Raw genomic sequence first — 23,626 nt, forward strand, 5'->3', positions numbered from 1 at the left:
GTTGGCTCGGTCTATGCTCAGTCGGGCTTCCAGGCCGCGCTGGGATGCAGGTCCAGCGTGGCCGCGGCAATCACCTGCATGACGAAGTCCTCGTAGCTGATGCCCACCGCGCGCGCCGCCATCGGCACCAGCGAATGGCCGGTCATGCCGGGCGAGGTATTCATCTCGAGCAGGTAAGGCTTGTTGTCGGCGCCGAGCATCACATCGGCGCGCGCCCAGCCGCGGCAACCGAGCACGCGGAAGGATTGCACCGCCAGGCGCCGGACTTCGGCTTCCACGTCGTCCGGCAGGCCCGACGGGCACAGATACTGGGTATCGTCAGTAAAGTACTTATTTTGATAGTCGTAGTTCGCGCCGGGCGCGACGATGCGGATCACCGGCAGTGCTTCGGCGGTGGCGCCCTCCCCTACGATCGGGCAGGTCAGCTCCGCGCCGTCGATGAAGGTTTCGGCGATCACGTCGTTGTCCAGCGCCGCGGCCTTTTCGAAGGCGGCACGCATCTGGCCGGCTTCGGTCACCTTGGTCAGGCCGATGGACGAGCCCTCGCGCGCCGGCTTGACGATCAGCGGCAGGCCCAGGTCGGCCACCACGGCGTCGAAATCGGTATCGGCGTGCAGCATGGCGAAGCGCGGCGTGGGCAGCCCGTGCGTGGCCCACAGGCGCTTGGTGGCCTGCTTGTCCATGGCCAGCGCCGAGGCCAGCACGCCGCTGCCGGTATAGGGCACGCCGAGTTGCTCGAGCAGGCCCTGGATGGTGCCATCCTCGCCGTAGCGGCCATGCAGGGCAATGAAGACGCGATCGAAGCCAGCCGTGGCCAGCTCGGCCACCGACTGCAGGCCGGGATCGAAGGCATGGGCATCGACGCCGCGCGAGCGCAGCGCGGCCAGCACGCCGTTGCCCGAGAGCAGCGAGATCTCGCGTTCGGCCGAGCGGCCGCCGAGCAGCACGCCAACCTTGCCCAGCGCTTTGGGATCGATATTGGGATGGGCGACGAAGCTCATGCCTGCCCCCCAGCTTGCTGCGAAACCAGTTGTCCGGGCACGGTACCGATCGTGCCCGCGCCCATCGTCACCACCACATCGCCGGGACGCACGGCGTTCAGGATAGCCTGCGGCATTTCGTCGATCTGCTCCACAAAAACGGGTTCAACCTTGCCTGCCACGCGCAACGCGCGCGTCAGCGCGCGGCCGTCGGCGGCCACAATCGGCGCTTCGCCGGCGGCATAGACCTCGGCCAGCAGCAGCGCATCCACGGTGCCCAGCACCTTGACGAAGTCCTCGAAGCAATCGCGCGTGCGGGTATAGCGGTGCGGCTGGAACGCCAGCACCAGCCGGCGCCCCGGGAACGCACCGCGCGCGGCGGCCAGCGTCGCGGCCATCTCGACCGGATGGTGGCCGTAGTCGTCCACCAGCGTGAACGTGCCTCCGCTCTTGGCTTCGCCCCGCGCGTCGGTGCCAACGCATGCCACTTCGCCATAGCGCTGGAAGCGGCGTCCGACCCCGTGGAACTCGCGCAGCGCCTTGACGATGGCGGCGTCCGGTACTTCCAGCTCGGTGGCGATGGCAATCGCCGCCAGCGCGTTCTGGATGTTGTGCATGCCCGGCAGGTTCAGCACCACGTCCAGCGGTGCCTCGGCATGGCCGTTCAACTGGCGCAGCACGGTGAAATGCATCTGGCCGTCAACGGCGCGCGCATTGACCGCGCGAATCTGTGCATCCTCAGCAAAGCCGTAGCGCACGATCGGCTTGGACACGAACGGCATGATCTCGCGCACATTGGGGTCGTCCACGCACAGCACGGCGATGCCGTAGAACGGCAGGCGCTGGGTGAACTCCACGAACGCCTGCTTGAGCCGGGCAAAGTCATGCCCGTAGGTGTCCATGTGGTCGGCGTCGATGTTGGTGATGACCTCGATCACCGGGAACAGGTTCAGGAACGAGGCATCCGACTCGTCGGCCTCGGCCACGATGAAGTCGCCCGTGCCGAGGCGCGCGTTGGCGCCCGCCGAGTTGAGCCGGCCGCCGATCACGAAGGTGGGATCGAGCCCGCCTTCGGCCAGCACCGACGCCACCAGGCTGGTGGTGGTGGTCTTGCCGTGCGTGCCGGCGATGGCCACGCCCTGCTTCAGGCGCATCAACTCGGCCAGCATCACCGCGCGCGGCACCACCGGGATGCGCTTGGCGCGCGCGGCCAGCACCTCGGGGTTGTCGTTGGTGACGGCAGTGGACACCACCACGGCATTGGCGCCGTTGACATTGGCAGCATCATGCCCGTGCATCACGGTCGCGCCCAGCGACGCGAGGCGCCGCGTGGCGGCATTGCTGCCCACGTCGGAACCCGAGACCTTGTATCCCAGGTTCAACAGGACCTCCGCGATGCCGCTCATGCCGGCGCCGCCGATGCCTACGAAATGGATGTTCTTGACGATGTGCTTCATGAATCCGTTGGTTCAATCCCTGGCCATCTGGCTGCAGATCTCCGCCACGCGCCGGGTCGCATCCGGCTTGGCAAGACCGCGCGCCTGATGCGCCATCTCTCTGAGTCGGGGCCGCGACAGCGAGGCCAGCGTCTGCGCCAGCCCGCTCGCGGTCAGTTCGTTCTGTTGGACCAGCAAGGCGGCATCCTGGGCCGAGAGGAATTGCGCATTGGTGGTCTGGTGGTCATCGACCGCATGCGGGAACGGCACGAATAGTGCCGCCACGCCTGCCGCCGCCACCTCCGACACGGTCATTGCGCCCGCGCGGCAGATCACCAGATCCGCCTGCGCGTATGCCGCCGCCATGTCGTCGATAAAAGGCAATGTTTCCGCCGCCACGCCGGCGGCCTGGTAGTTGGCGCGCAGCGCGTCGATCTGCTTCGCGCCGGCCTGGTGCTTGACCAGCGGGCGCTCGTCTTGCGGCAGCAGCGCCAGCGCCTTCGGCACGACTTCATTGAGCGCCGCCGCGCCCAGGCTGCCGCCCACCACCAGCAGCCGCAACGGGCCGGTGCGGCTGTCGTAGCGCGCCTCGGGCGCCGGCATGTGCGCCACTTCGTCGCGCACCGGGTTGCCGGTCCACTCACTGTCCGGCAGGGCATTGGGGAAGGCGCACAGCACCCGGTCCGCGACCTTGGCCAGCACCTTGTTGGCCAGCCCGGCAATCGAATTCTGCTCGTGCAGCACCAGCGGCCGCCCCAGCAGCGAGGCCATCATGCCGGCGGGGAACGTAATATAGCCGCCCATGCCCAGCACCACGTCAGGCCGCACCCGGCGCAGCGCCTGCAGGCTTTGCCAGAAGGCGCGCAGCAGGTTCAGCGGCAGCAGCAGCATGGTCAGCGGGCCTTTGCCACGCAGTCCGCCAAACTGGATGAACTCCATCGGGATGTCGTACTTGGGCACCAGCGTGGCTTCCATGCCGGTGCGGTTGCCCAGCCATACCACCCGCCAGCCCTGCTCACGCAGCGCACGCGCGACCGCCAGCCCGGGGAAGACATGCCCCCCGGTGCCGCCAGCCATCACGAGCAAGGTGCGCGGTGCGGTCATACCTTCCCTCCGCGCATCATTGGATGGTTCTGGCTACGGCCGCTGCGCTTAACTTCCTGCTTACGCAGGAAGTTAGCCTCCGCCGGAACCAGGTGATGCTGCGCTACGGTCATACCTTCCCTCCGCGCATCATCACCCGGTTCTCATAGTCAATCCGCAGCAGGATCGCCAGCGCCACGCAGTTCATCAGGATGCCCGAGCCGCCGTAGCTCACCAGCGGCAAGGTCAGCCCCTTGGTGGGCAGCAGGCCCAGGTTCACGCCCATATTGATAAAGGTCTGCCAGCCTACCCAGATGCCGATGCCCTTGGCCACCAAGCCGGCAAAGGTACGGTCGAGCTGCAGCGCGGTGCGGCCGATGCCAAAGGCGCGGCGCACCATCCAGTAGAACAGGACGATCACCACCAGTACGCCCACAAAGCCGAATTCCTCGCCAATCACGGCGAGGATGAAGTCGGTATGCGCCTCGGGCAGGTAGTGCAGCTTCTCAATGCTGCCGCCCAGCCCCACCCCGGTCCACTCGCCGCGGCCGAAGGCTATCAGCGAGTGGGTGAGCTGGTAGGCCTTGCCGAGCGCGTTGGCTTCTTCCCACGGGTTGAGATACGCGAAGATCCGCTCGCGCCGCCAGGGCGACGCCGTGATCAGCAGCGCGAAGGCGCCCACCGCCACGCCGACCAGGCCGGCGAACAGCTTGCCGTTGATGCCGCCGAGGAAGAGGATGCCCATGGCGACGGTGGCCACCACCAGGAAGGCGCCCATGTCGGGCTCCAGCAGCAGCAGCATGCCCACCACCACCACCGCCACGCCCATCGGCAGGAAGCCCTTGCCCACGTTCTGCATCCACTCCTGCTTGCGCACGGTGTAGTTGGCGGTGTACAGCACCACCGCCAGCTTCATGAACTCGGACGGCTGGAAGTTCATGATGCCCAGCGGAATCCAGCGCCGCGCGCCATTCACGCCCTTGCCCACGAACGGCACCAGCACGATGATCAGCATCACCAGCGCGATCACGAACAGCTTGGGCGCGTACTTGTCCCAGAACTTGACCGGGATCTGGAAGGCCAGCAGGCCCATGGACAGCCCGATGAACAGCGCGAATGCGTGCCGCGCGAGGAAGTGGCTCTCACGGTAGTTGGCGTAGCGCGGCGAGTCAGGCAGCGCGATCGAGGCCGAATAGACCATCACCAGGCCAAGCGCGAGCAGCACGATCGCCACCCACAGCAGCGGCTGGTCGTACTCCATCATGCGCGAGCGCGTTGGCTTGACGCCGGACACCGCATCGCGCAAGCCGCCCCAGGCGTTGCCGATGGTGGCCCCGATAAAGCCGCTGCGCTTGACCTGTGCGTCGCTCATGGCACGATCCCCCTGGACATCGCCAGTTCTTCCACCGCGGCGCAAAAGACTTCAGCACGGTGCACATAGTTACGGAACATGTCGAGGCTGGCGCAAGCCGGCGACAGCAGCACGGCGTCGCCGCCCTGCGCCGCACTGGCGGCCAGCGTCACGGCCTGCTCCAGCGTGGCGGCATCGGCCAGCGTGACGCCGGTGTCCTGCAACGCACGGCGCAGCTCGCCCGCATCCTTGCCGATCAGCACCACGGCGCGCGCGTACTGCGCCACCGGCGCGGCCAGCGGCGAGAAATCCTGGCCCTTGCCTTCCCCGCCGGCAATCAGCACGACACGCTTGTCCAGGCCCGACAAGGCAGCGACGGTGGCGCCCACATTGGTGCCCTTGCTGTCATCGAAGAACTCGACGTCATCCACCGTGGCGACCCACTCCACGCGGTGCGGCTCGCCGCGGTACTCGCGCAGGCCGTGCAGCAACGCGTTCAGCGGCAGGTCGATGGCACGGCACAGCGCCAGCGCGGCCATGGCGTTGGTAGCGTTGTGCATGCCGCGGATATGTAGTGCGTCGGCCGGCATCAGGCGCTTGTGGCGTACCGGCACGGCTTCCACGCTGTCGGCGGCCGCGGCCTTGCGGCGACGCGGCTTGTTCTCGCCCTCGGCTTCGCCATCGGGCTCGGCCACCACCAGCCAGGGCATGCCGCCCTCGCGCTGGATGCCGAAGCTGCCCGGGAACTCGGGCAGATCGGTGCCGAAGGTCACCGGCGCGCTGGCCGGCCGTGCCATGTCAAGGCTCGTGCGATCGTTGCGGTTCAGGATCTGCACGCAGCCGGTTTCGCCGGGCGCCGGCGCCGGGCCGAAGATCCGTGCCTTGGCGGCGGCATAGGCTTCCATGCTGCCGTGCCAGTCCAGGTGGTCCTGGGTGATATTGAGCACCGTGGCGGCATGCGGCGCCAGCGTGTGCGTGGTCTCCAGCTGGAAGCTCGACAGCTCCAGCACCCAGACCTCGGGCAGCGTGGCCGAGGCGATGCAGGCGGACAGCTTGTCCAGCGCCGACGGGCTGATATTGCCCGCCACCGCCACGCTCTTGCCGGCGCGCTCAACAAGGCGGCCGGTCAGCGCGGTGGTGGTGGTCTTGCCGTTGGTGCCCGTGATGGCCAGCAGCTTCGGCGCGTAGCCCGACTCTGCCTGCATGTGCGCCAGCGCACGCGCGAACAGCTCGATCTCGCCCCATACTGGAATCCCACGCTCGCGCGCCGCAGCCAGCAACGCGGCGGTATCGCTCTCCAGCGGCGACAGGCCGGGGCTGATCGTCACCAGTTCGATGCCGTCCAGCAGTGCTTCGGTCAGGACACCGCCATGAAATTCTGCCGAAGGCAGCTCGGCTTGCAGGAAGACCAGGTTGGCAGGAGCCTCGCGCGTGTCGGCAACGCGCACGGGGGCACCATACAGGCCGCACCAGCGCGCCATCGCCAGCCCCGATTCACCGAGGCCCAGCACCAGCACATGAGGTTTTTGCAACTCGCCAAACACTTCGATTCCCGCCTTTCTCGTTACTGCGTTGATAGATATGCGCCGGTTCAGCGCAACTTGAGCGACGACAGCCCGATCAGCACCAGCAGCATGGTGATGATCCAGAAGCGCACCGTCACCTGCGTTTCCTTCCAGCCCGACAATTCAAAGTGGTGATGCAGCGGCGCCATCTTGAACAACCGCCTGCCCTCGCCGTAGCGCCGCTTGGTGATCTTGAACCAGCCCACCTGCAGCATCACCGACAGCGTTTCCACCACGAAGATGCCGCCCATCACGAACAGCACGATCTCCTGGCGCACGATCACCGCCACCGTGCCCAGCGCGCCGCCCAGCGCCAGCGCACCGACGTCGCCCATGAACACCTGGGCCGGGTGGGCGTTGAACCAGAGGAAGGCCAGGCCCGCCCCCGCCAGCGCCGAACAGAAGATCAGCAACTCGCCAGCCCCTGGGATATGCGGGAACAGCAGGTACTTGCTGTAGACCGAACTCCCCATCACGTAGGCAAACACGCCCAGGCCGCTGCCGACCAGCACCACCGGCATGATCACCAGGCCGTCCAGGCCATCGGTCAGGTTCACCGCGTTGCTCGAGCCCACGATCACCAGGTAGGTCAGCACGATGAAGCCGGCCACGCCCAGCGGATAGCTCACTTCCTTGAAGAAGGGCACAATCAGGTTGGACTTGTAAGGCATATCGAGCGACAAACCGCCTTCGACCCAGCCCAGGAACAGGTCCCACACCCGCACATTGCTGCTTTCCGACACCGAAAACGCCAGGTAGACCGCGGCCACCAGGCCGATCAGGGTCTGCCAGAAAAACTTCTCGCGGCTCGACATGCCGCGCGGATCGCGATAGACCACCTTGCGGTAGTCATCCACCCAGCCGATCGCGCCGTAGCCCAGGGTCACCAGCATCACGACCCAGATAAAGCGGTTGCCCCAGTCGCACCAGAGCAACGTGGAGATGGCGATCGACACCAGCACCAGCACGCCGCCCATGGTGGGCGTGCCGGCCTTGACCAGGTGCGACTGCGGGCCGATGGTGCGCACCGCCTGGCCGATCTTCAGTTCGGTCAGCTTGCGGATCACCCACGGCCCAAGGCCGAGCCCGATCAAAAGCGCGGTGAGGTTGGCCATCACCGCGCGGAAGGTCAGGTAGTTGAAGACCCGCAGGAAGCTGTAGTCGTTTTGCAGCCACTGGGCCAGAGCCAATAACATCGTGTTTCCGTATTCCTTTCGACAACCGCCCGGCGGTGCCGGGCTATCTGATTGATTAACTAACCGTCGATGACAATTAATGCGCGGACGTGTCTGCGACCAGCGCATCCACCATCCGTTCCATCCGCATGAACCGCGATCCCTTAATCAGTACCGCGCTTGCGCCTGCCACGGTACCGTCCTTGTCTTCCACCAGGGCCTGGGCGAGGTCTTCGGCACGCTCGAAATGCCGGGCTCCCGTGCCAAACGCCTGCACGGTGTGCACCATGGCCTCGCCGGTCGCCCACAGCGCCTCGATGCCGCGCGCGTGCGCATAGGCCCCGATTTCCGTATGGAAAGCCGGCCCCTGGTCGCCCACTTCCCCCATGTCGCCCAGCACCAGCAGGCGTGGCGCGGCAAACCCGGCCAGCACGTCGATGGCCGCGCGGACCGAGTCAGGGTTGGCGTTGTAGCTGTCGTCGATCACCAGCGTGCCGCCGGTGGTGTGCTTGACCTGCAACCGGCCCTTGACCGCGGCAAACCCGGCCAGCCCCGCCTGGATCGCCTCGATGCCAACGCCCGCGCCCAGCGCGCAGGCGATCGCCGCCAGCGCGTTGCGCACGTTGTGGGTGCCGAGCACCGACAGCCGCACCTCGAACGCGGCGTCAGGCGCGCGGACCTGCATCACTTGCACGCCGTCGTCGAGCGCCACGTCGGCGCGGACATCGGCACGGGCATCCAGGCCGAACGACAGCACGCGGCGCGCGCCGGCTGCCTGGCGCCAGATGCCGGCATGCTCGCCGCCGCCTTCGGCGTCGAGCGGGAACACGGCCACGCCGTCGGCGGGCAATGCCGCGATCGCCGCCGCGTGTTCATGCGCCACGGCCTCGACGTTCACCATGAACTCCTGGTGCTCGCGCTGCGCATTGGTCACCACCGCCACGGTGGGCTGGGCGATGCCGGCCAGGTAGACGGTCTCGCCCGGGTGGTTCATGCCAAGCTCGAGCACGGCGAGCCGGTGCGCCGCGGACAGCCGCAGCACGGTCAGCGGCAGGCCGATATCGTTGTTCAGGTTGCCGCCCGTTGCCAGGCGAGCGCCCTCCCCTACCGCCGCCGCGAAGATCGCGGCGATCATTTCCTTGACGGTGGTCTTGCCGTTGCTGCCCGTCACCGCGACCGCGGGCAGGCTGAAACGGCGGCGCCAGCCGGCGGCCAGCTGGCCCAGCCCCAGGCGGGTACCCGGCACCACGATGGCGGGAATGCCAAGCGCGGCGTCAGGCTCGCGCTCCACCAGCACCGCGGCGGCGCCGCGCGCCACCACGTCGGCCAGGAAATCGTGCGCGTCGAAGCGCTCGCCCTTGAGCGCGACGAACAGGTCGCCCGGCTGGACCGTGCGGCTGTCGGTCAGCACGCGCGAGAAACGCCGGCTGGCGGCGCCGTCGGGCCCGGAAATACGCGCGCCGGCGATCCAGCCGGCGGCTTGCTGCAAATCGGTCATGGTGTATTGCGTCATGCGGACACCCCACGCGTGCCCAGCGTCAGCCGGACATGCTCGCGGTCGGAGAACGGCCGCTTGCGGCCATGCACCTCCTGGGTGGCTTCGTGCCCCTTGCCGGCCACCAGCACCACGTCGGCTGTGGTGGCGTGCTTGATGGCATACAGGATGGCGGCGGCGCGGTCCTCGATCAGGTGCGCGCGGCTACGGTCGGCCATGCCGTCGGCAATGGCGTTCAGGATGTCTTGCGGGTCTTCGCTGCGCGGGTTGTCGCTGGTCAGCACGACCTCGTCGGCAAGCCGCTCGGCGACTTCGCCCATCAGGGGGCGCTTGATCGGGTCGCGGTCGCCGCCGCAGCCGAACACGCACCACAGCCGGCCTTTGCGGGCCTGCGCCACGGGGCGCAGCGCTTCCAGGGTCTTTTCCAGCGCGTCCGGCGTGTGGGCGTAATCGACCACCGCCAGCGGGCCGTCCTGGCCGCCGTGGCTGCCGCCGAACAACTCCATGCGGCCGTCGACCGGCTTGAGTGTGCGCAGCGCGTCGATGGCGGCGTCCCAGGCAATGCCGTTGGCCAGCGTGGCGCCCAGCACGGCGAGCAGGTTGCTGACATTGAACGCGCCGATCATCGGCGTGCTGACATCAGCGCTGCCGAAGCTGCCATCCACATGGAAGGCGGTGCCAGCGGCGGTGGCGCGCACGTTGGTGGCGCGCAGCCACTGGCCTGCCTTGCGGGTCGGGCCGGCCGCGCCGTCAATGCCGTATTCAATCACTTGCGAGGCGAGCGCGGGATTGGCCAGCAGGCGCGCGCCCATGGCGTCGTCACGATTGATCACGGCGGCACGCAGGCCGGGCCATTGGAACAGCAGGGCCTTGGCCGCCTCGTACTCGGCCATGGTGCCGTGGTAATCGAGATGGTCCTGGGTCAGGTTGGTCAGCACCGCCACCGCGAAGTGCGTGCCGGCCACGCGGCCTTGCTCCAGGCCGTGCGAGGACACTTCCATCGCCACCGCGCGCGCGCCGGCGCCATGCAGCGCGGCCAGGCTGTCCTGCAGCTGGACGGCGTCGGGCGTGGTGAAGCCGGTCGCCGCGAGCGCATCGGGAAAACCGGTGCCAAGCGTGCCGATGGTGGCGCAGCGCTTGCCCGCGGCCTGCAGCACGCGCGCCAGCCACTGGCTGCACGATGTCTTGCCATTGGTGCCGGTGATGCCGGTCACGGCAAGATCGCGCGCGCCGTTCTCGTACCAGCCGGCGGCGATCGGCCCGGCGAGCTGATGCAGGCCGGACACGCCAAGATGCGGCACGCCTTCGCCGTGCGGCCAGGTGAAGCCATCGGCCTCAAAGACCACGGCGCTGGCGCCGCGGGCAATGGCCTGGGCGATATGCGGGCGCGCATCGGTCGACAGGCGCGCATTGCCCAGCACATAGGCAACGAACACGTCGCCCTGGGCCAGCCGGCGCGTGTCGCCGGTCAGCTTGGCGCCGGCGGGGGCGTGCTGGCGCAGCCAGGCCAGCGCGTCGGCAGCCTGCGCGGCCACTTCGAGTGGGAGCAGCGTCCGGCTCATTGCGTCGCGCTCCACGGTTCGCTTTCCTGCACCTTGTCGCTGACCACCAATTGGCGGATCGGCGAATCCGGTTGCACATTGAGCGCGCGCAGCGCGCCGCCGGTAATCGCGGAGAAGGCCGGGCCCGCCGCGGCGCCGCCGTAGTGGCTGCCGGAGGTAGGCTCATCCACGCTCACGGCCACGATCACGCGCGGATTCGACATCGGCGCCAGGCCGATGAAGGAAGCCCGGTACTTGCTGCGGTCGTAGCCGCGGCCCACGTGCTTGTACGCCGTGCCCGTCTTGCCGCCAACCCGGTAGCCCATCACCTGGGCCTCGGGCGCGGTGCCGCCCGGCGCCGTCACCGTCTCCAGCATGGCCCGCACCTGGCGCGCCACCTCGGGAGACAGCACGCGCTCGCCGGTGACCGGGCCCTGGTTGCGGAACATGGTGACCGGAATCAGCTCGCCGTCATGGGCGAAGATGGTGTAGGCGTGGGCGATCTGGAACAGCGACACCGACAGGCCGTAGCCATAGGACATGGTCGCCTGCTCGATGGGCCGCCAGCTCTTGTACGGGCGCACCCGTCCGGCCACGGCGCCGGGGAAACCGATCTTGGGCGCCTGACCCAGGCCCACGCTCATATACATATCCCACATTTCCTGCGGCTTGAGCAGCATCGAGATCTTGGTCGTGCCGATGTTGCTGGACTTCTGGATGATGCCGGCCACGGTCAGCGCCCCGTAGTTGTGGGTGTCGCTGATGGTGGCGCCTTCGTAGTTGAACTTGCCGGTCGTGGCAAATACCGTCGAGGGCGTGACGCGCTTGAGCTGCAGCGCCAGGCCGATCGTGATCGGCTTCATCATCGAGCCCGGCTCGAAGGTGTCGGTCAGGACCCGGTTGCGCAGTTGCTCGCCAGACAGCCGGGTGCGGTCATTCGGGTTGTAGGTCGGCCAGTTGGCCAGCGCCAGCACCTCGCCGGTCTGCGCGTCAAGCACCACGGCGCTGGCCGCCTTTGCCTTGCTGCGCTCGACGATGGCCTTGACCTCGTTGTAGGCCAGGTACTGGATCTTGGCGTCGATGGAGAGCTGCTGGTCCTCGCCATCGCGCGGGGTCTTGAGGATGCCCACATCCTCCACCACGCGGCCAAGGCGGTCCTTGATCACCTGGCGCGCGCCGGACTTGCCGGCCAGCACGGCCTCGCGCGCCAGCTCCACGCCTTCCTGGCCGCGGTCTTCCACATTGGTAAAGCCGACGATGTGCGCCATCGCCTCGCCTTCCGGGTAGAAGCGCTTGTATTCGCGGGTCTGGTGGATGCCTTCGATCTTGAGCGCGGCGATCTTGTCCGCGACATCCGGCAGCACCTGGCGCTTCAGGTAGACGAAGCTCTTGTCTTCCGTAAACTTGCGGCGCAGTTCCTTGTCGCTCATGTCGAGCAGCTTGCTCAACTGGCGAATCTTGCCCGCGTCGATCTCGTCGGGCACGTCCTCCGGGACCGCCCAGATGGCCTTGACGGGCAGGCTGGTCGCCAGCACCAGGCCATTGCGGTCGAGAATCTTGCCGCGCGTTGCCGGCAGCTCGAGCGTGCGCTGGAAGCGCTTCTTGCCTTCGGCCTCGTAGAACTGGTTGCCCGGGCCCTGGATCCAGAGCGCGCGCCCCGCCAGGGCGACGAAGGCGGCGAACATCATGAACACCACCAGCTTGGAGCGCCACATCGGCAAGCGCAGGCCAAGCACGGGGCTGGCGGCGAACTGGCCGGTGCGCGGACGCGAAGGGTTGCCGCGCTGGGCGTTATGCGAGGGCCGTGCGATGGTCATGGCTTACTCCCCTCGGGCGCTGCAGCCGCAGGCGCGCTGGCGGGCGGCGCGTCCAGCACTACGCCGGCCAGGTATTGGGTCCTGCCGGGAAGCACCGGCGTCATCTTCAGCTGTGCCCGCGCCGCGTCCGCAATGCGCGCGCTCTTGCCAAGCGAGCTCTGCTGGTACTGCAAGCGGGACCAGTCGATGTCGAGCTGCTTTTCTTCCGCCTGCGCGCGCTCGTGGGCGACGAACAGGGTGCGGGCCTGGTGCTGCGCGCTCACCAGCGAGAGCGCGCACAGCATCAGGGCAGCCAGCAGGAAGAAAGTCAGGCGGTTCATGGGCGGCCCGCCTTCTGGGTGGAGGCGGACGAAAGGGATGCCAGGGACGGCAGCTTCTCGGCCACGCGCATCACCGCGGAGCGGGCACGCGGGTTGGCGGCAACCTCTTCGGCGCCCGGCTTGACCCGGCCGAGCAGCTTCAGCGTGGGCTGGGGCAGCTGGTCCGCGCGCAGGGGCGCGCGGCGCATGGCGGGATCGGCATTCTGCTGCGGACGGGCGTGCGCCTGCATGAACCGCTTGACGATGCGGTCCTCAAGCGAATGAAAGCTGATGACCACCAGCCGCCCGCCTTCCTGCAACAGGTCGTAAGCCGCGCTCAGGCCGCTTTCGAGGTCCGCAAGCTCTTGATTGACGTGAATCCGTAGAGCCTGAAAGGTGCGGGTCGCAGGGTCCTGACCCTTCTCGCGTGTTTTGACGGCTTTTGCCACGAGCGCGGCAAGCTCGGCAGTAGTGGTAAGCGGTCCGCCATGGCCGGGTTCGCTCCGGCGAGCAACAACCGCCTTTGCAATCTGTACAGCAAACCGTTCTTCCCCATAGTCCCGTATCACCCTTGCGATGTCTTGCTCATCCGCTTGCGCCAGCCACTGCGCGGCGGTAATGCCGCGCGTCGTGTCCATGCGCATGTCCAGCGGCCCCTCGAAGCGAAAGGAGAAACCCCGCTCCGCGTCGTCGATCTGGGGCGAGCTGATGCCCAGGTCGAGCAATATCCCGGCGACCTTCCCCCGGCCCGCCAGCGCCGCCGGCATCTCGGCGAAGCTGGTGTGCTCAATGGAGAAGCGGGCATCCATGATGGTGCCCGCCTCTGCGATTGCTGCCGGATCCTTGTCGAAGGCCACCAGTGCCCCGGCCGGGCCCAGCCGGGCCAGAATTGCCCGGCTGTGCCCCCCTCTGCCGAAGGTGCCGTCCACGTAGACGCCATCGGGCCGCCAGACCAGGGCTTCGACAGCCTCGTCCAGCAACACGGTGCGATGGCGCAGGGCGGTGGTCCCCGGCGTTTGGGTTGAGCTCATGACCTCGTCAGAAAGAGAAATTCTTCAATGCTTCCGGCATGCCCTGCGCCATCGCCTGCTGTTCCTTGGCGGCGTAGGTTGCGGCATCCCAGACTTCGAAATGGCTGCCCATACCGAGCAGCATGACTTCCTTGTCGAGCAAGGCGGCACCACGCAGCTCAGGTGCGATCAGCACCCGGCCCGCGCCATCCATGTCGACGTCTGCGGCATTGCCCAGGAAGATGCGCTTCCACCAGTGCGCGTCCATCGGCAAAGCCGCAATGCGGCTACGGAAGTTTTCCCATTCAGGGCGCGGAAACAGCAGCAGGCAGCCATCCGGGTGCTTGGTCAGCGTAACCCGGCCCTCGGCCTGCTGTTGTAGCGCCTCACGGTGCCGCGCCGGAATCGACATCCGGCCCTTGGCATCCAGTGACAGCGCCGATGCTCCCTGAAACAAGCTAGCTCCCGGTCCGCGCCGGCATGCTTACCGCCGGCTGGCGCGTGAATCCTTTGAATCCGACGTTGGGCGATGATCCCATAGCCAGACTGCGTTTTCACACAAAATCACACTTCCTCACACTATTTCCCACTTTAGAGGAAGCGATTTGACGGGTCAAGGCTCGTTGTAGTGCAACAATCCGGATTTTTTTAATTAGAACAATGACTTAGCGCGCACACCTCGCGCACCGAAAAAGTGAATTCCCAATGAAATGAAGGTCTTATGGAAGAAAGCAGAGAAACCACCTGAGAACAACTGAGGAAGGAACTGCCTGCAGCAGGAAAAACGGCCGAGCCGGACCGATGGAAGGATACAACGTTTTGGCGTCTACCCCGCGTGCGAAGGGTACCAGGCCTGCCGGGGCACGGTGCCACGGGGCGGGCCTGCGCTGACGCTGGCGGGGGCATCGCGCGCCGGCGCCGTCCCTCAGATCCGATAAGCGGCGGTGGTCATCACCTTGGAGGCCGCCCGCATCATCGCACGCACCGGCGACGGCAGCGGCATGCCGCCCGCCTCGCGCGCGGCAGCGCCGTGCCTCGCCTCGTCGTCGCGCATCTGCTCCAGGATCGCGCGCGACCGGTCGTCGGCAATGGGGATCTGTTCCAGATGGCCATTCAGGTGCTGCTCGACCTGGTACTCGGTCTCGGAGACGAAGCCCAGGCTGATCCGGTCGCCCGCGCGCCCCGCCGCCCAGCCGATGGCAAACGCGCCCGCGTACCAGAGCGGGTTGAGCAGGCTGGGACGCGAGCCGAGCTCGCGCAGCCGTTCGGCGCACCAGCCAAGGTGGTCTTCTTCCTCGCGCGCCGCCTCATCCATCTGGGCGCGAACCTGCGGCGTGCGCGCGGTCAGCTTCTGGGCCTGGTAAAGGGCCTGCGCGCAGACCTCGCCCACGTGGTTGATGCGCATGAGCCCGGCCACGTGGCGGCGTTGCGTCTCGTCGAGGCCCTGCGCATCGGGCGCAAGCGCCTCGGCAGGATTGGCGCGGCTGGCGCGGGTGACGCCTGCGATCGCGCGCAAGGCCACATCGAATTCGCGAATCAAGGTATCCATGGATGCATGCACTGATGGTTACTCGGGGCGATTCCGCGTCCTACTCCCTGGCTGAAGGGGGGAGACGGCCCGGTGAATACGCCCTCGGGATTTCCCGCATTGTACCGTGGCCGAGTTGCCGGGTTTCTCCCGCCGCGCGCGCACTGGCAAGCGCCGGATACTCCAAAACCCTGAGTTGTGAAAAGCTGACAAGGGCAGTGAACCCGATTGTGAATCGAGGGCGGTTTGTTACAGTAGTTGGCAGCTTCTGACGAAGTTGGGTAAGCGGAAAATGGAGACTCAGGAGGTTTCTCCGCTAGCCACCAATAATTCTTATACGGAGATCATCGAGCATGAAAAAATCGCTTCTCGCGCTGGCTGCGTTGGGTGCATTCGCAGGTGCCGCTCAGGCCCAGTCCAGCGTGACGCTGTACGGCGTTGCGGATATGAACCTCGAATACGTCAATCACCTCGGCGTTGCGCCGTCAGCCGCCAACGGCCTCAGTACCGGCCGCGGCAACTCCGTCTATCGCATGTCCTCCGGCGGCCTGTCCGGCTCGCGTTGGGGCCTGCGCGGCGTGGAAGACCTGGGCGGCGGCTTGAAGGCGCTGTTCGTGCTCGAAAGTGGCTTCGCCCTAGACACCGGCTCTCTGCAGCAAGGCGGCCGCCTGTTCGGTCGTCAGGCGTACGTGGGTATCGAAAGCGCCCAGGCTGGCCGCTTCACCTTCGGTCGCCAGTACACCACGCTGTTCGACCTGCTCGCCAACTTCTCGCCCAGCGGCTACGCCACCCAGTATGAGCCGGTGGTCGCCCAGCTCGGCCTGAACTTCCGCTCCGACAACACCGCCAAGTACACCGGCGTGTTCGGCCCGGTGACCGCGATTGCGCACTGGTCCTTCGGTAACGGCGTGGCAGGCAACGGCGAAGTCCCGGGCCAGTTCCGCCGCGACACCGGCTACGGCGCCGGCGTGGCGTACGCCGCCGGTCCGTTCGGCGCGACCGTCGCCTACGACCAGTACAACCCGACCCTGAGCGCGACCGGCGACACCGGCACGTTCAAGAAGGCGGCAGTGGCGGGCAGCTATGCCTTCGGCCCGGCCAAGATCATGGGCGGCTATCGCTGGGGCCAGGCCAAGGCACAGAACGGCGCACCCATTCTGCGCGACAACTACTACTGGATCGGCGCCAACTACCAGGTCACCGCACCGCTGGGCCTGACGCTGCAGTACAACTACGACGACGTCAAGAACTTCGGCGGCAACACCCACCTCGCCAATCCCTGGCAGGTTTCGTTCATCGCCGACTACAGCCTGTCCAAGCGTACCGACGTCTACCTGACGGCCGCATACGCGAAGAACGCCGGCCTGAACTTCGACACGTCGGCAATCAGCTTCGCCAACGGCTACTTCCTCGGCTCCAACAACGACAACATGCTGGGCGTCGGCGTGGGTATCCGCCACAAGTTCTAAGCGCATCCGCGCGGCACTGCAAAGGCACCTTCGGGTGCCTTTTTTCATGGCGGACTCGCGCCGGTCCTAGGGCATCACCTCATCGGCACATTGTTATCCCGACACTACAATGCAGCAGCCTTGCGGATGCATCGACGAACGCACCGCGTCGTCGCGCCCTCCGGCAAAACGCAGGCACCCATAAGGAGACCCCATGCACCGCACCCGCCGCGGCGCGGCCCAAAGGCTGCTTGCCACCATCGCCAGCGCTTGCCTTGGCACCCTCGCCTGGCAAGCACCCGCGCAAGCCGCGGACCCCTACCCCAACAAGCCGATCCGCCTGGTGGTGCCGTTCCCCGCCGGCGGCACGACGGACATCCTGGCGCGCGCGGTGGCTGCGGAGCTGTCGAAGCTGCAGGGCTGGAACGTAGTCGTCGACAACCGGCCGGGCGCGGGCGGCAACATCGGCGCCGACATGGTCGCCAAGGCCGCGCCGGATGGCTACACGCTGTTGATGGGCACGGTGGGCACGCATGGCATCAACCAGTCGCTGTACGGCAAGCTGCCGTTCGACCCGATCAAGGACTTCTCACCCATCACTGAGGTCGCGTCGGTGCCCAATGTGCTGGTGGTCAACCCCGCCTTTGCGCAGCAGAACCGGATCAACAGCGTGACGGACCTGATCGCCTATGCACGTGCCAATCCCGGCAAGCTCAATATGGCCTCGAGCGGCAATGGCACCTCGATCCACCTGGCAGGCGAGCTGTTCAAGACCCAGACCCGTACCTTCATGGTGCACTTCCCTTACAAGGGCAGCGGCCCGGCGCTGACCGACCTGGCCGGCGGCACCATGCAGCTCATGTTCGACAACCTGCCCTCGTCGATGGCGCTGATCAAGGGCGGCAAGCTCAAGGCGCTGGCGGTCACCAGCGCCAAGCCCTCGCCGGCGCTGCCGGGCGTGCCGACGGTGGCCGAAGCGGCCCGCCTGCCGGGCTTCGAGGCCAGCTCCTGGTTCGGCTTGCTGGCGCCCGCCGGCACGCCGCACGACATCGTCGCGCGCGTCCAGCAGGAAGTCGCGCGCTCGCTGGCCACGCCGGCCGTGCGGGAGAAGCTGCTGGCCCAGGGCGCCGATCCGGTCGGCAACACGCCGGAGCAGTTCGCCGCCTTTATCCGCGCCGAGCTCACCAAGTGGGCCAAGGTGGTCAAGGACTCGGGCGCCAAGGTGGATTGAGGCGTGCGCCGGCCCGTGGCGGCGTGCGAGCGCATATACTTGAGGCATCAAACAACCAGCGTGTCGCGATGCCCATCCCACCTGCCGCCGAGGCCGCCACCAAGGCCGGCGCCGAAGAAGCGCCGGTCGATCTCGAAACCAGCGCCGACGATAATGCCCACGATGCCCTGCGCCTGTGGCTGCGCCTCTTGACCTGCACAAACCTGGTCGAGGCCGACATCCGCTCGCGGCTGCGCCAGGATTTCGCCTGCACCCTGCCGCGCTTCGACCTGATGTCCCAGCTCGACCGCCATCCGGAAGGCCTGAAGATGGGCGAGCTGTCGCGCCGCATGATGGTCACCGGCGGCAACGTCACCGGCATTACGGACCAGCTCCAGCAGGAAGGCCTGGTCTCGCGCGAGGCCTTGCCCAGCGATCGCCGCGCTTACCTGATCCGGCTCACGCCGGCCGGGCGCACCGCATTTTCCAAGATGGCGCGCGCGCATGAAGACTGGATCGAGCAGTTGTTCGGCGGCCTGCCCCAGACTGACCGGCGCGCCCTGTTTCGCTTGCTGGGCCGGCTCAAGACCGGGCTGGTGAGCGCATGAGCGCGGCCCGCCCCGGACCGGGCACGCGCTGCGCATTGCTGCTGACGCTGCCGGTGCTGCTCCTCGCGGCCTGCCAGAGCGCACCACCGGGGCCGGAAATCTCGCCGCTGAACGTCACGATCAAGCTTGGGCGCATCGGCGCGAAGACGCTGGTGGGCCAGGTCGACGTGCCGGACAACGGCGCGGTAGGCACCGCCGTGGGCGTTGGCGGCGGTGCATGGAACGGTGGTGGCTGGAGCGGTGGAGGCGTTGGTTTTTCCGTCGACCTGAACCAGTTGTTACGCCCGCAGCCGCGGCCGCGCATGGACCTGTTCCAATACACGGTGACGCCACTGGATGGCAGCGGCGGCAACGTCATCGTCAACGGCCCCGCGGCGCCGGGCCTGGAACCCGGCGCCTGCGTGCGGATGGTCTATCCCGACGGCGCGCCCGAGCCGCTGCTCGTGCCCTCCCGGGAATGCTGACGCGCCCCGCATGAAAAAAGCCTCCCTTGCGGGAGGCCGTTCTTACTGCGGCGCGCGCAGCTGGATTTCGCGCCTCGTTCAGGCCGCCTTGCGGCTGTCGCGCAGTTCGCGGCGCAGGATCTTGCCCACATTGGTCTTGGGCAACTCGCTGCGGAACTCCACGAACTTGGGCCGCTTGTAGCCGGTCAGGCGTTCCTTGCAGAAGGCAATCAGCTCGGCCTCGGTCAGCGCGGGATCCTTGCGGACCACGTACAGCTTGACCACTTCGCCCGAATGCTCGTCGGGCACGCCGACCGCTGCCACCTCCAGCACGCCCGGGCACTCGGCGGCCACGCCCTCGACCTCGTTCGGATACACGTTGAAGCCGGACACCAGGATCATGTCCTTCTTGCGATCGACGATCTTCGTATAGCCGCGCGCGTCCATCACGCCGATGTCGCCGGACTTGAAGAAGCCGTCGGCCGTCATGACCTTGGCGGTCTCGTCCGGGCGGTTCCAGTAGCCTGCCATCACCTGCGGGCCGCGGATGCAGATCTCGCCGGGCTGGCCAAGCGGCACGTCCGCGCCGTCGTCGTCGCGAATGGCGATGTCGGTCGACGGCAGCGGCAGGCCGATGGTGCCGGAGAACGCGTCGGAATCGGTCGGGTTGCAGGTAGCCGAAGGCGAGGTCTCCGACAGGCCGTAGCCCTCGATGATCGGGCAGCCCGTCCTGGCCAGCCACTTCTTGGCCACCGCTTCCTGCACCGCCATGCCCCCGCCGTTGGCCACGCGCAAGCCGGAGAAGTCGACCTTGTCGAACTCCGGGCTGTTGATCAGCGCGTTGTACAGCGTATTGACCGCCGGGAACATGTTGAACTTGTACTTCTGCAGCTCCTTGATGAAGCCGGGGATATCGCGCGGGTTGGGGATCAGCACGCTCAGGCCGCCGCTGCGCATGCCCAGCAGGCAGCAGACCGTCAGCGCGAAGATGTGGTACAGCGGCAGCGCCGTGATGGTGACCACCTGGTCGATCGGCGCGCCCTTGGCCAGCGCCGGCTGCATCCAGGCTTCAGACTGCAGCACGTTGGAGACGATGTTCCGGTGCAGCAGCACGGCGCCCTTGGACACGCCGGTGGTGCCACCGGTGTATTGCAGGAAGGCAACGTCGTCCGGGCCCGTGGTGGCGGGCTGCAACTGCATGCCGCGGCCCTCCTCCAGCACCGCGTTGAAGCGCACGCAGTTGGGCAGCTCCCAGGCCGGCACCATCTTCTTGACGTTGCGCACCACGAAATTGACGATCGCGCCCTTGAGGCCGCCCAGTAGGTCGCCCATGCTGGCCACCACCACGTGCTTGACCGGCGTGGCGGGCAGCACTTGCTCCAACGTGGTGGCGAAGTTCTCGAGGATGACGATGGCCTCGGCGCCGCTGTCCTTGAGCTGGTGCTCGAGTTCGCGCGGGGTGTAGAGCGGATTGACGTTGACCACGACAAAGCCGGCACGCAGCACGGCGGCCAGCACCACCGGGTACTGCAGCACGTTGGGCATCATGATGGCCACGCGCGCGCCGGCCTTGAGCCCGCGCGACTGCAGCCACGCCGCGAACTGCCGCGACATGCGGTCGAGCTCGCCGTAGGTGATCGACTTGTCCATGCACACAAAGGCACGGCGATCAGCATAGGTGCGGAAGGATGCCTCGAGCAATTCGGCCAGCGAGCGGAACTGGCTGCTATCGATCTGGGCAGGCACGCCGGCCGGGTAATGCTTCAGCCACAGTCTTTCCATGCACCGTCTCCTGATTTTCTGAATGGTCGTTCGATTTTCGACAGATGCTAAACGCGCGACCCGGTTAAGACAACACGTTAGATGAAGTCCTCTGGACTCTCTCCACCTTCTGACGTGAAGTTTAGCGCACAGCTCAACCCAGCCTCGGGAATTCCCCTAGCGGCTTCTCGCCAGGCCGCCACGAAAAGCCTTGCCGAAGTCAGGCGTTCACCGGCAACACCATCTTCATCATGTTGGTGGCCAGTTCTTCCGCCAGCGCCTGCGCCTCCATGCGCTCGGGCTGGTGCCAGGTGTACATGAAGCCAACCACGCTGCCGATCGCATGAGCGGTCACGCGCGCGTCCCCATAGCTGAACACGCCAGCGCGCTTGCCTTCCTCCAGCAGCGCATAGAGGTCGCGGTAGAAGGCACGCGCCATATTGCCCAGCCAAGTCACCGTTTCCGGCCGCAGGTACTGGTTGTCGCGGAAGCTGAGCGTGGCGGGCACGTAGCAGGCGATGCAACGCCGCGCCATTTCCCGCAGGCAGGCATGCAGGCGCTCGCGCACCGGCAGGGCCGGGTCGGCGGTCTCGCGGATGACCGGCAGGCAGGTCTGCGCGGACTCGCGGCACAGGATGTCGAAGATCTCGTACTTGTCGGTGAAGTAGTAGTACACCGCCGGCTTGGTCACGCCCAGCGCGCGGCACAGGTCGTTCATCGTCATGCCGGGATAGCCCTTGGTATAGAACAGCTGGGCAGCGGTATCGAGAATCTGGCGGCGGCGCGCTTCCTGCCGCTCGGCGATATGCGAGCGGGCGGGTACGGCGTCCGGAGCGATCTCCGGGGCGGCCTCGGCGGCGGGAGCAGGAGCGGTTTTCTGTGCAGTCGGCATGACGCGATTCTCGCATGGCGCCGCGCCTGGAAGGCCCGGCAGTCCGTTTTGGCGTTGACCCGCTACCCCTGGCTGCCACTGATTCACGCAGCCGGCGCCTGGCTTGACGCATGACGGCAATGCCAATACGATCATACCCAAGGGTAAGTAAATATACCAAAGAGTAAATTTCGCCAACCCAAGCCGGCTTGGCGGCCCACCAGCAAGGAGACACCGCCAATGGACGAGACGACCTACCTGGCCGACATGCATGCGCGCTGGCAGCGCGCATGGCCCGAGCACGCCCCGCTCACGCCGCAATATCCGTTGGGGCGCCAGCCGCTCACGGACATGCTGCGCCATTGGGGCCGCACCCGGCCGGACCGCCCAGCAGTGATCTTCTACGGCCACCAAACCACCTATGCCGGGCTCGACGCGCAGAGCGACCGCTGCGCCGCGCTGCTGGCAGCGCACGGCATCGGCGCCGGCGACCGCGTGGCAGTACTGATGCCCAATTGCCCGCAATTCCACATCGTGTTCTTCGGCATCCTCAAGCTGGGCGCCGTGTACGTGCCGATCAGCCCGCTCTCGCAGCGCGCCGAGTTGCAGCACGCGCTCGCCGACAGCACGCCGCGCGCGCTGATCGCGCTCGACCAGCTGGTGCCGCTGGTGCGCGACACGCGCGCCGCGCTGGGCACGCAGGATCCGCTAGCGCTGCTGTTCACAACCAGCTTTGCCGATGTGATTCCCGCCGAGCCCACGCTGCCGCTGCCGCCCATGGTGCAGGCACCGCGCTACCACGGCGAAGCGCAGGACCACGCCATCGACCTGCTGCCGGCCATGGCCGCGTGCACGCACCCGGCGCCCGCCACGCCGGCATCGCTCGATGCCGTGGCCGCGCTCAACTACACCGGCGGCACCACCGGCCTGCCCAAGGGCTGCATCCATACCCAGGGCGATATGGTGGACATGGCGGCCGCGTTCGGCGCGGTCTCGCTGGATATCGCCAACGACAGCGTCATGCTGGGCTTCTTCCCCGAGTTCTGGATCGCCGGCGAAAACCTCTGCCTGATCTTCCCCGCCTTCTTCGGCATCCCGCTGGTGCTGCTGGCGCGCTGGGATCCCGAGACCTTCATGGCGGCGGTGCAGCGCTACCGCGTCACCAACGCCTCGATGCTGGTGGACAACGCGGTGGAGGTGATGGAGCACCCGCGCGCGGCGCAATACGCATTGCGCTCGCTGCGCTACGTGGGCGTATCGTCCTTCGTCAAGAAGCTTAACCTGCCTTATCGCCGCGCATGGCAGGCGCTGACCGGCTCGGTCATCGCCGAGACCGCCTGGGGCATGACCGAGACCCAGACCTGCAACACCTTTGCCTACGGCATGCAGGCCGATGACCTGGACCTGCGCGCCCAACCCATCTTTGTCGGCCTGCCCGTGCCCGGCACCGAATTCAAGATCTGCGACTTCGAAGACGGCGAACTGCTGCCGCCGGGCGCCGAGGGCGAGCTGTGCGTGCGCACGCCGACCCTGCTCAAAGGCTACTGGAACAAACCCGACGCCACGCGCGAATCGCTGCGCAACGGCTGGTTCCACACCGGCGACATCGGCCTGATCGACGAGCACGGCTACCTGCACTACCTGGGCCGGCGCAAGGAGATGCTCAAGGTCAACGGCATGAGCGTCTTCCCGGCCGAGATCGAGGCGCTGCTGGGCCAGCATCCGGCCATTCTAGGCTCGGCGGTGCTGGGCCGCGCGGATGAAGACCGCGGCCAGTTGGCGGTGGCCTTTGTCATGCTCAAGCCCGAGGCCATCGGCACGGTGGACAACGTTGCGCTGGTGCAATGGTGCCGCGCCAATATGGCGGTCTACAAGGTGCCGCTGGTGCAGATCGTCGACGCCCTGCCGCTGACCGCCACGGGCAAGGTGCGCAAGCAGGACCTGGCGCCGCTTGCCGAACAGCTGGGCTGAACCCGCGATGCCTCTCTCCCTCACCTCCGCCCTA

20 protein-coding genes are annotated in these 23,626 nt (G+C 67.0%); 5 read left to right on the top strand and 15 right to left on the bottom strand.

The window, feature by feature from the left end; all coding sequences use genetic code 11:
• Window positions 1-17: 17 nt before the first annotated feature.
• The 13 genes from ACYP5B_RS07935 to coq7 form a co-directional block, all read right to left on the bottom strand.
• A complete protein-coding gene (locus ACYP5B_RS07935) occupies window positions 18-1,001 on the bottom strand; it encodes a D-alanine--D-alanine ligase (RefSeq protein WP_459569211.1) in 984 nt (327 codons plus the stop codon).
• On the bottom strand, window positions 998-2,437 hold the full coding sequence (murC, locus tag ACYP5B_RS07940) for a UDP-N-acetylmuramate--L-alanine ligase (protein ID WP_459569212.1): 1,440 nt from the start codon (window positions 2,435-2,437) through the stop codon (window positions 998-1,000). The genes ACYP5B_RS07935 and murC overlap by 4 nt, the downstream gene beginning before the upstream one ends.
• 12 nt (window positions 2,438-2,449) lie before the next feature.
• A complete protein-coding gene (gene murG, locus ACYP5B_RS07945; RefSeq protein WP_400096744.1) occupies window positions 2,450-3,520 on the bottom strand; it encodes an undecaprenyldiphospho-muramoylpentapeptide beta-N-acetylglucosaminyltransferase in 1,071 nt (356 codons plus the stop codon).
• 109 nt (window positions 3,521-3,629) lie between these two features.
• Window positions 3,630-4,871, bottom strand: coding sequence for a putative lipid II flippase FtsW (gene ftsW / locus ACYP5B_RS07950; RefSeq protein WP_267604514.1), 1,242 nt, complete (start codon window positions 4,869-4,871; stop codon window positions 3,630-3,632).
• A complete protein-coding gene (gene murD / locus ACYP5B_RS07955; RefSeq protein ID WP_459569213.1) occupies window positions 4,868-6,394 on the bottom strand; it encodes a UDP-N-acetylmuramoyl-L-alanine--D-glutamate ligase in 1,527 nt (508 codons plus the stop codon). Before murD ends, ftsW begins: the two co-directional genes overlap by 4 nt.
• A gap of 47 nt (window positions 6,395-6,441) precedes the next feature.
• Window positions 6,442-7,611 (bottom strand): phospho-N-acetylmuramoyl-pentapeptide-transferase, encoded by a 1,170-nt coding sequence (gene mraY / locus ACYP5B_RS07960; RefSeq protein WP_017227540.1) that lies wholly within the window; start codon window positions 7,609-7,611, stop codon window positions 6,442-6,444.
• Window positions 7,612-7,687: 76 nt separating this feature from the next.
• On the bottom strand, window positions 7,688-9,103 hold the full coding sequence (locus ACYP5B_RS07965) for a UDP-N-acetylmuramoyl-tripeptide--D-alanyl-D-alanine ligase (protein ID WP_400096742.1): 1,416 nt from the start codon (window positions 9,101-9,103) through the stop codon (window positions 7,688-7,690).
• The gene (locus tag ACYP5B_RS07970) at window positions 9,100-10,647 is read right to left on the bottom strand and encodes a UDP-N-acetylmuramoyl-L-alanyl-D-glutamate--2,6-diaminopimelate ligase (RefSeq protein WP_459569214.1); all 1,548 of its coding nucleotides are present in this window, start codon (window positions 10,645-10,647) and stop codon (window positions 9,100-9,102) included. The genes ACYP5B_RS07965 and ACYP5B_RS07970 overlap by 4 nt, the downstream gene beginning before the upstream one ends.
• Window positions 10,644-12,443, bottom strand: coding sequence for a peptidoglycan D,D-transpeptidase FtsI family protein (locus tag ACYP5B_RS07975; RefSeq protein ID WP_318230787.1), 1,800 nt, complete (start codon window positions 12,441-12,443; stop codon window positions 10,644-10,646). The genes ACYP5B_RS07970 and ACYP5B_RS07975 overlap by 4 nt, the downstream gene beginning before the upstream one ends.
• Window positions 12,440-12,763: a cell division protein FtsL gene (gene ftsL, locus ACYP5B_RS07980; protein ID WP_267604519.1), complete on the bottom strand. Its 324-nt coding sequence runs from the start codon at window positions 12,761-12,763 to the stop codon at window positions 12,440-12,442. Before ftsL ends, ACYP5B_RS07975 begins: the two co-directional genes overlap by 4 nt.
• The gene (gene rsmH, locus ACYP5B_RS07985; protein ID WP_318230786.1) at window positions 12,760-13,773 is read right to left on the bottom strand and encodes a 16S rRNA (cytosine(1402)-N(4))-methyltransferase RsmH; all 1,014 of its coding nucleotides are present in this window, start codon (window positions 13,771-13,773) and stop codon (window positions 12,760-12,762) included. The genes ftsL and rsmH overlap by 4 nt, the downstream gene beginning before the upstream one ends.
• Before the next feature lie 7 nt (window positions 13,774-13,780).
• Entirely contained in the window at window positions 13,781-14,209 is a 429-nt protein-coding gene (gene mraZ, locus ACYP5B_RS07990; protein ID WP_318230785.1) for a division/cell wall cluster transcriptional repressor MraZ, read from the bottom strand.
• Window positions 14,210-14,677: 468 nt separating this feature from the next.
• The gene (gene coq7 / locus ACYP5B_RS07995; RefSeq protein ID WP_459569215.1) at window positions 14,678-15,301 is read right to left on the bottom strand and encodes a 2-polyprenyl-3-methyl-6-methoxy-1,4-benzoquinone monooxygenase; all 624 of its coding nucleotides are present in this window, start codon (window positions 15,299-15,301) and stop codon (window positions 14,678-14,680) included.
• A 332-nt stretch (window positions 15,302-15,633) separates the two neighbouring features.
• On the opposite strand from coq7, the gene ACYP5B_RS08000 reads away from it, so the two are divergent.
• From ACYP5B_RS08000 to ACYP5B_RS08015, 4 genes are all read left to right on the top strand, one after another.
• Window positions 15,634-16,749 carry a porin gene (locus ACYP5B_RS08000; RefSeq protein WP_318230783.1) on the top strand — a complete coding sequence of 372 codons (1,116 nt, stop codon included), beginning with the start codon at window positions 15,634-15,636 and terminating at the stop codon, window positions 16,747-16,749.
• Window positions 16,750-16,942: 193 nt separating this feature from the next.
• A complete protein-coding gene (locus tag ACYP5B_RS08005; protein WP_459569216.1) occupies window positions 16,943-17,959 on the top strand; it encodes a Bug family tripartite tricarboxylate transporter substrate binding protein in 1,017 nt (338 codons plus the stop codon).
• Between the two features lie 68 nt (window positions 17,960-18,027).
• Complete coding sequence (locus ACYP5B_RS08010; protein WP_267604524.1) at window positions 18,028-18,546, top strand: MarR family winged helix-turn-helix transcriptional regulator; 519 nt, start codon at window positions 18,028-18,030, stop codon at window positions 18,544-18,546.
• Complete coding sequence (locus tag ACYP5B_RS08015; RefSeq protein WP_400096739.1) at window positions 18,543-19,010, top strand: hypothetical protein; 468 nt, start codon at window positions 18,543-18,545, stop codon at window positions 19,008-19,010. Before ACYP5B_RS08010 ends, ACYP5B_RS08015 begins: the two co-directional genes overlap by 4 nt.
• Window positions 19,011-19,088: 78 nt before the next feature.
• Here ACYP5B_RS08015 and ACYP5B_RS08020 read toward each other — a convergent pair whose 3' ends face one another.
• Together ACYP5B_RS08020 and ACYP5B_RS08025 are read right to left on the bottom strand one after the other, a co-directional pair.
• Window positions 19,089-20,771 (bottom strand): long-chain-fatty-acid--CoA ligase, encoded by a 1,683-nt coding sequence (locus ACYP5B_RS08020; protein WP_459569217.1) that lies wholly within the window; start codon window positions 20,769-20,771, stop codon window positions 19,089-19,091.
• A 199-nt stretch (window positions 20,772-20,970) separates the two neighbouring features.
• Window positions 20,971-21,642, bottom strand: a complete 672-nt coding sequence (locus ACYP5B_RS08025; RefSeq protein WP_459569218.1) for a TetR/AcrR family transcriptional regulator — start codon at window positions 21,640-21,642, stop codon at window positions 20,971-20,973.
• Between the two features lie 219 nt (window positions 21,643-21,861).
• Here ACYP5B_RS08025 and ACYP5B_RS08030 point away from each other — a divergent pair, with 219 nt between their 5' ends.
• A complete protein-coding gene (locus ACYP5B_RS08030; protein ID WP_459569219.1) occupies window positions 21,862-23,592 on the top strand; it encodes an AMP-binding protein in 1,731 nt (576 codons plus the stop codon).
• Window positions 23,593-23,626 lie beyond the last annotated feature (34 nt).

Source organism: Cupriavidus sp. 8B (assembly GCF_054589115.1).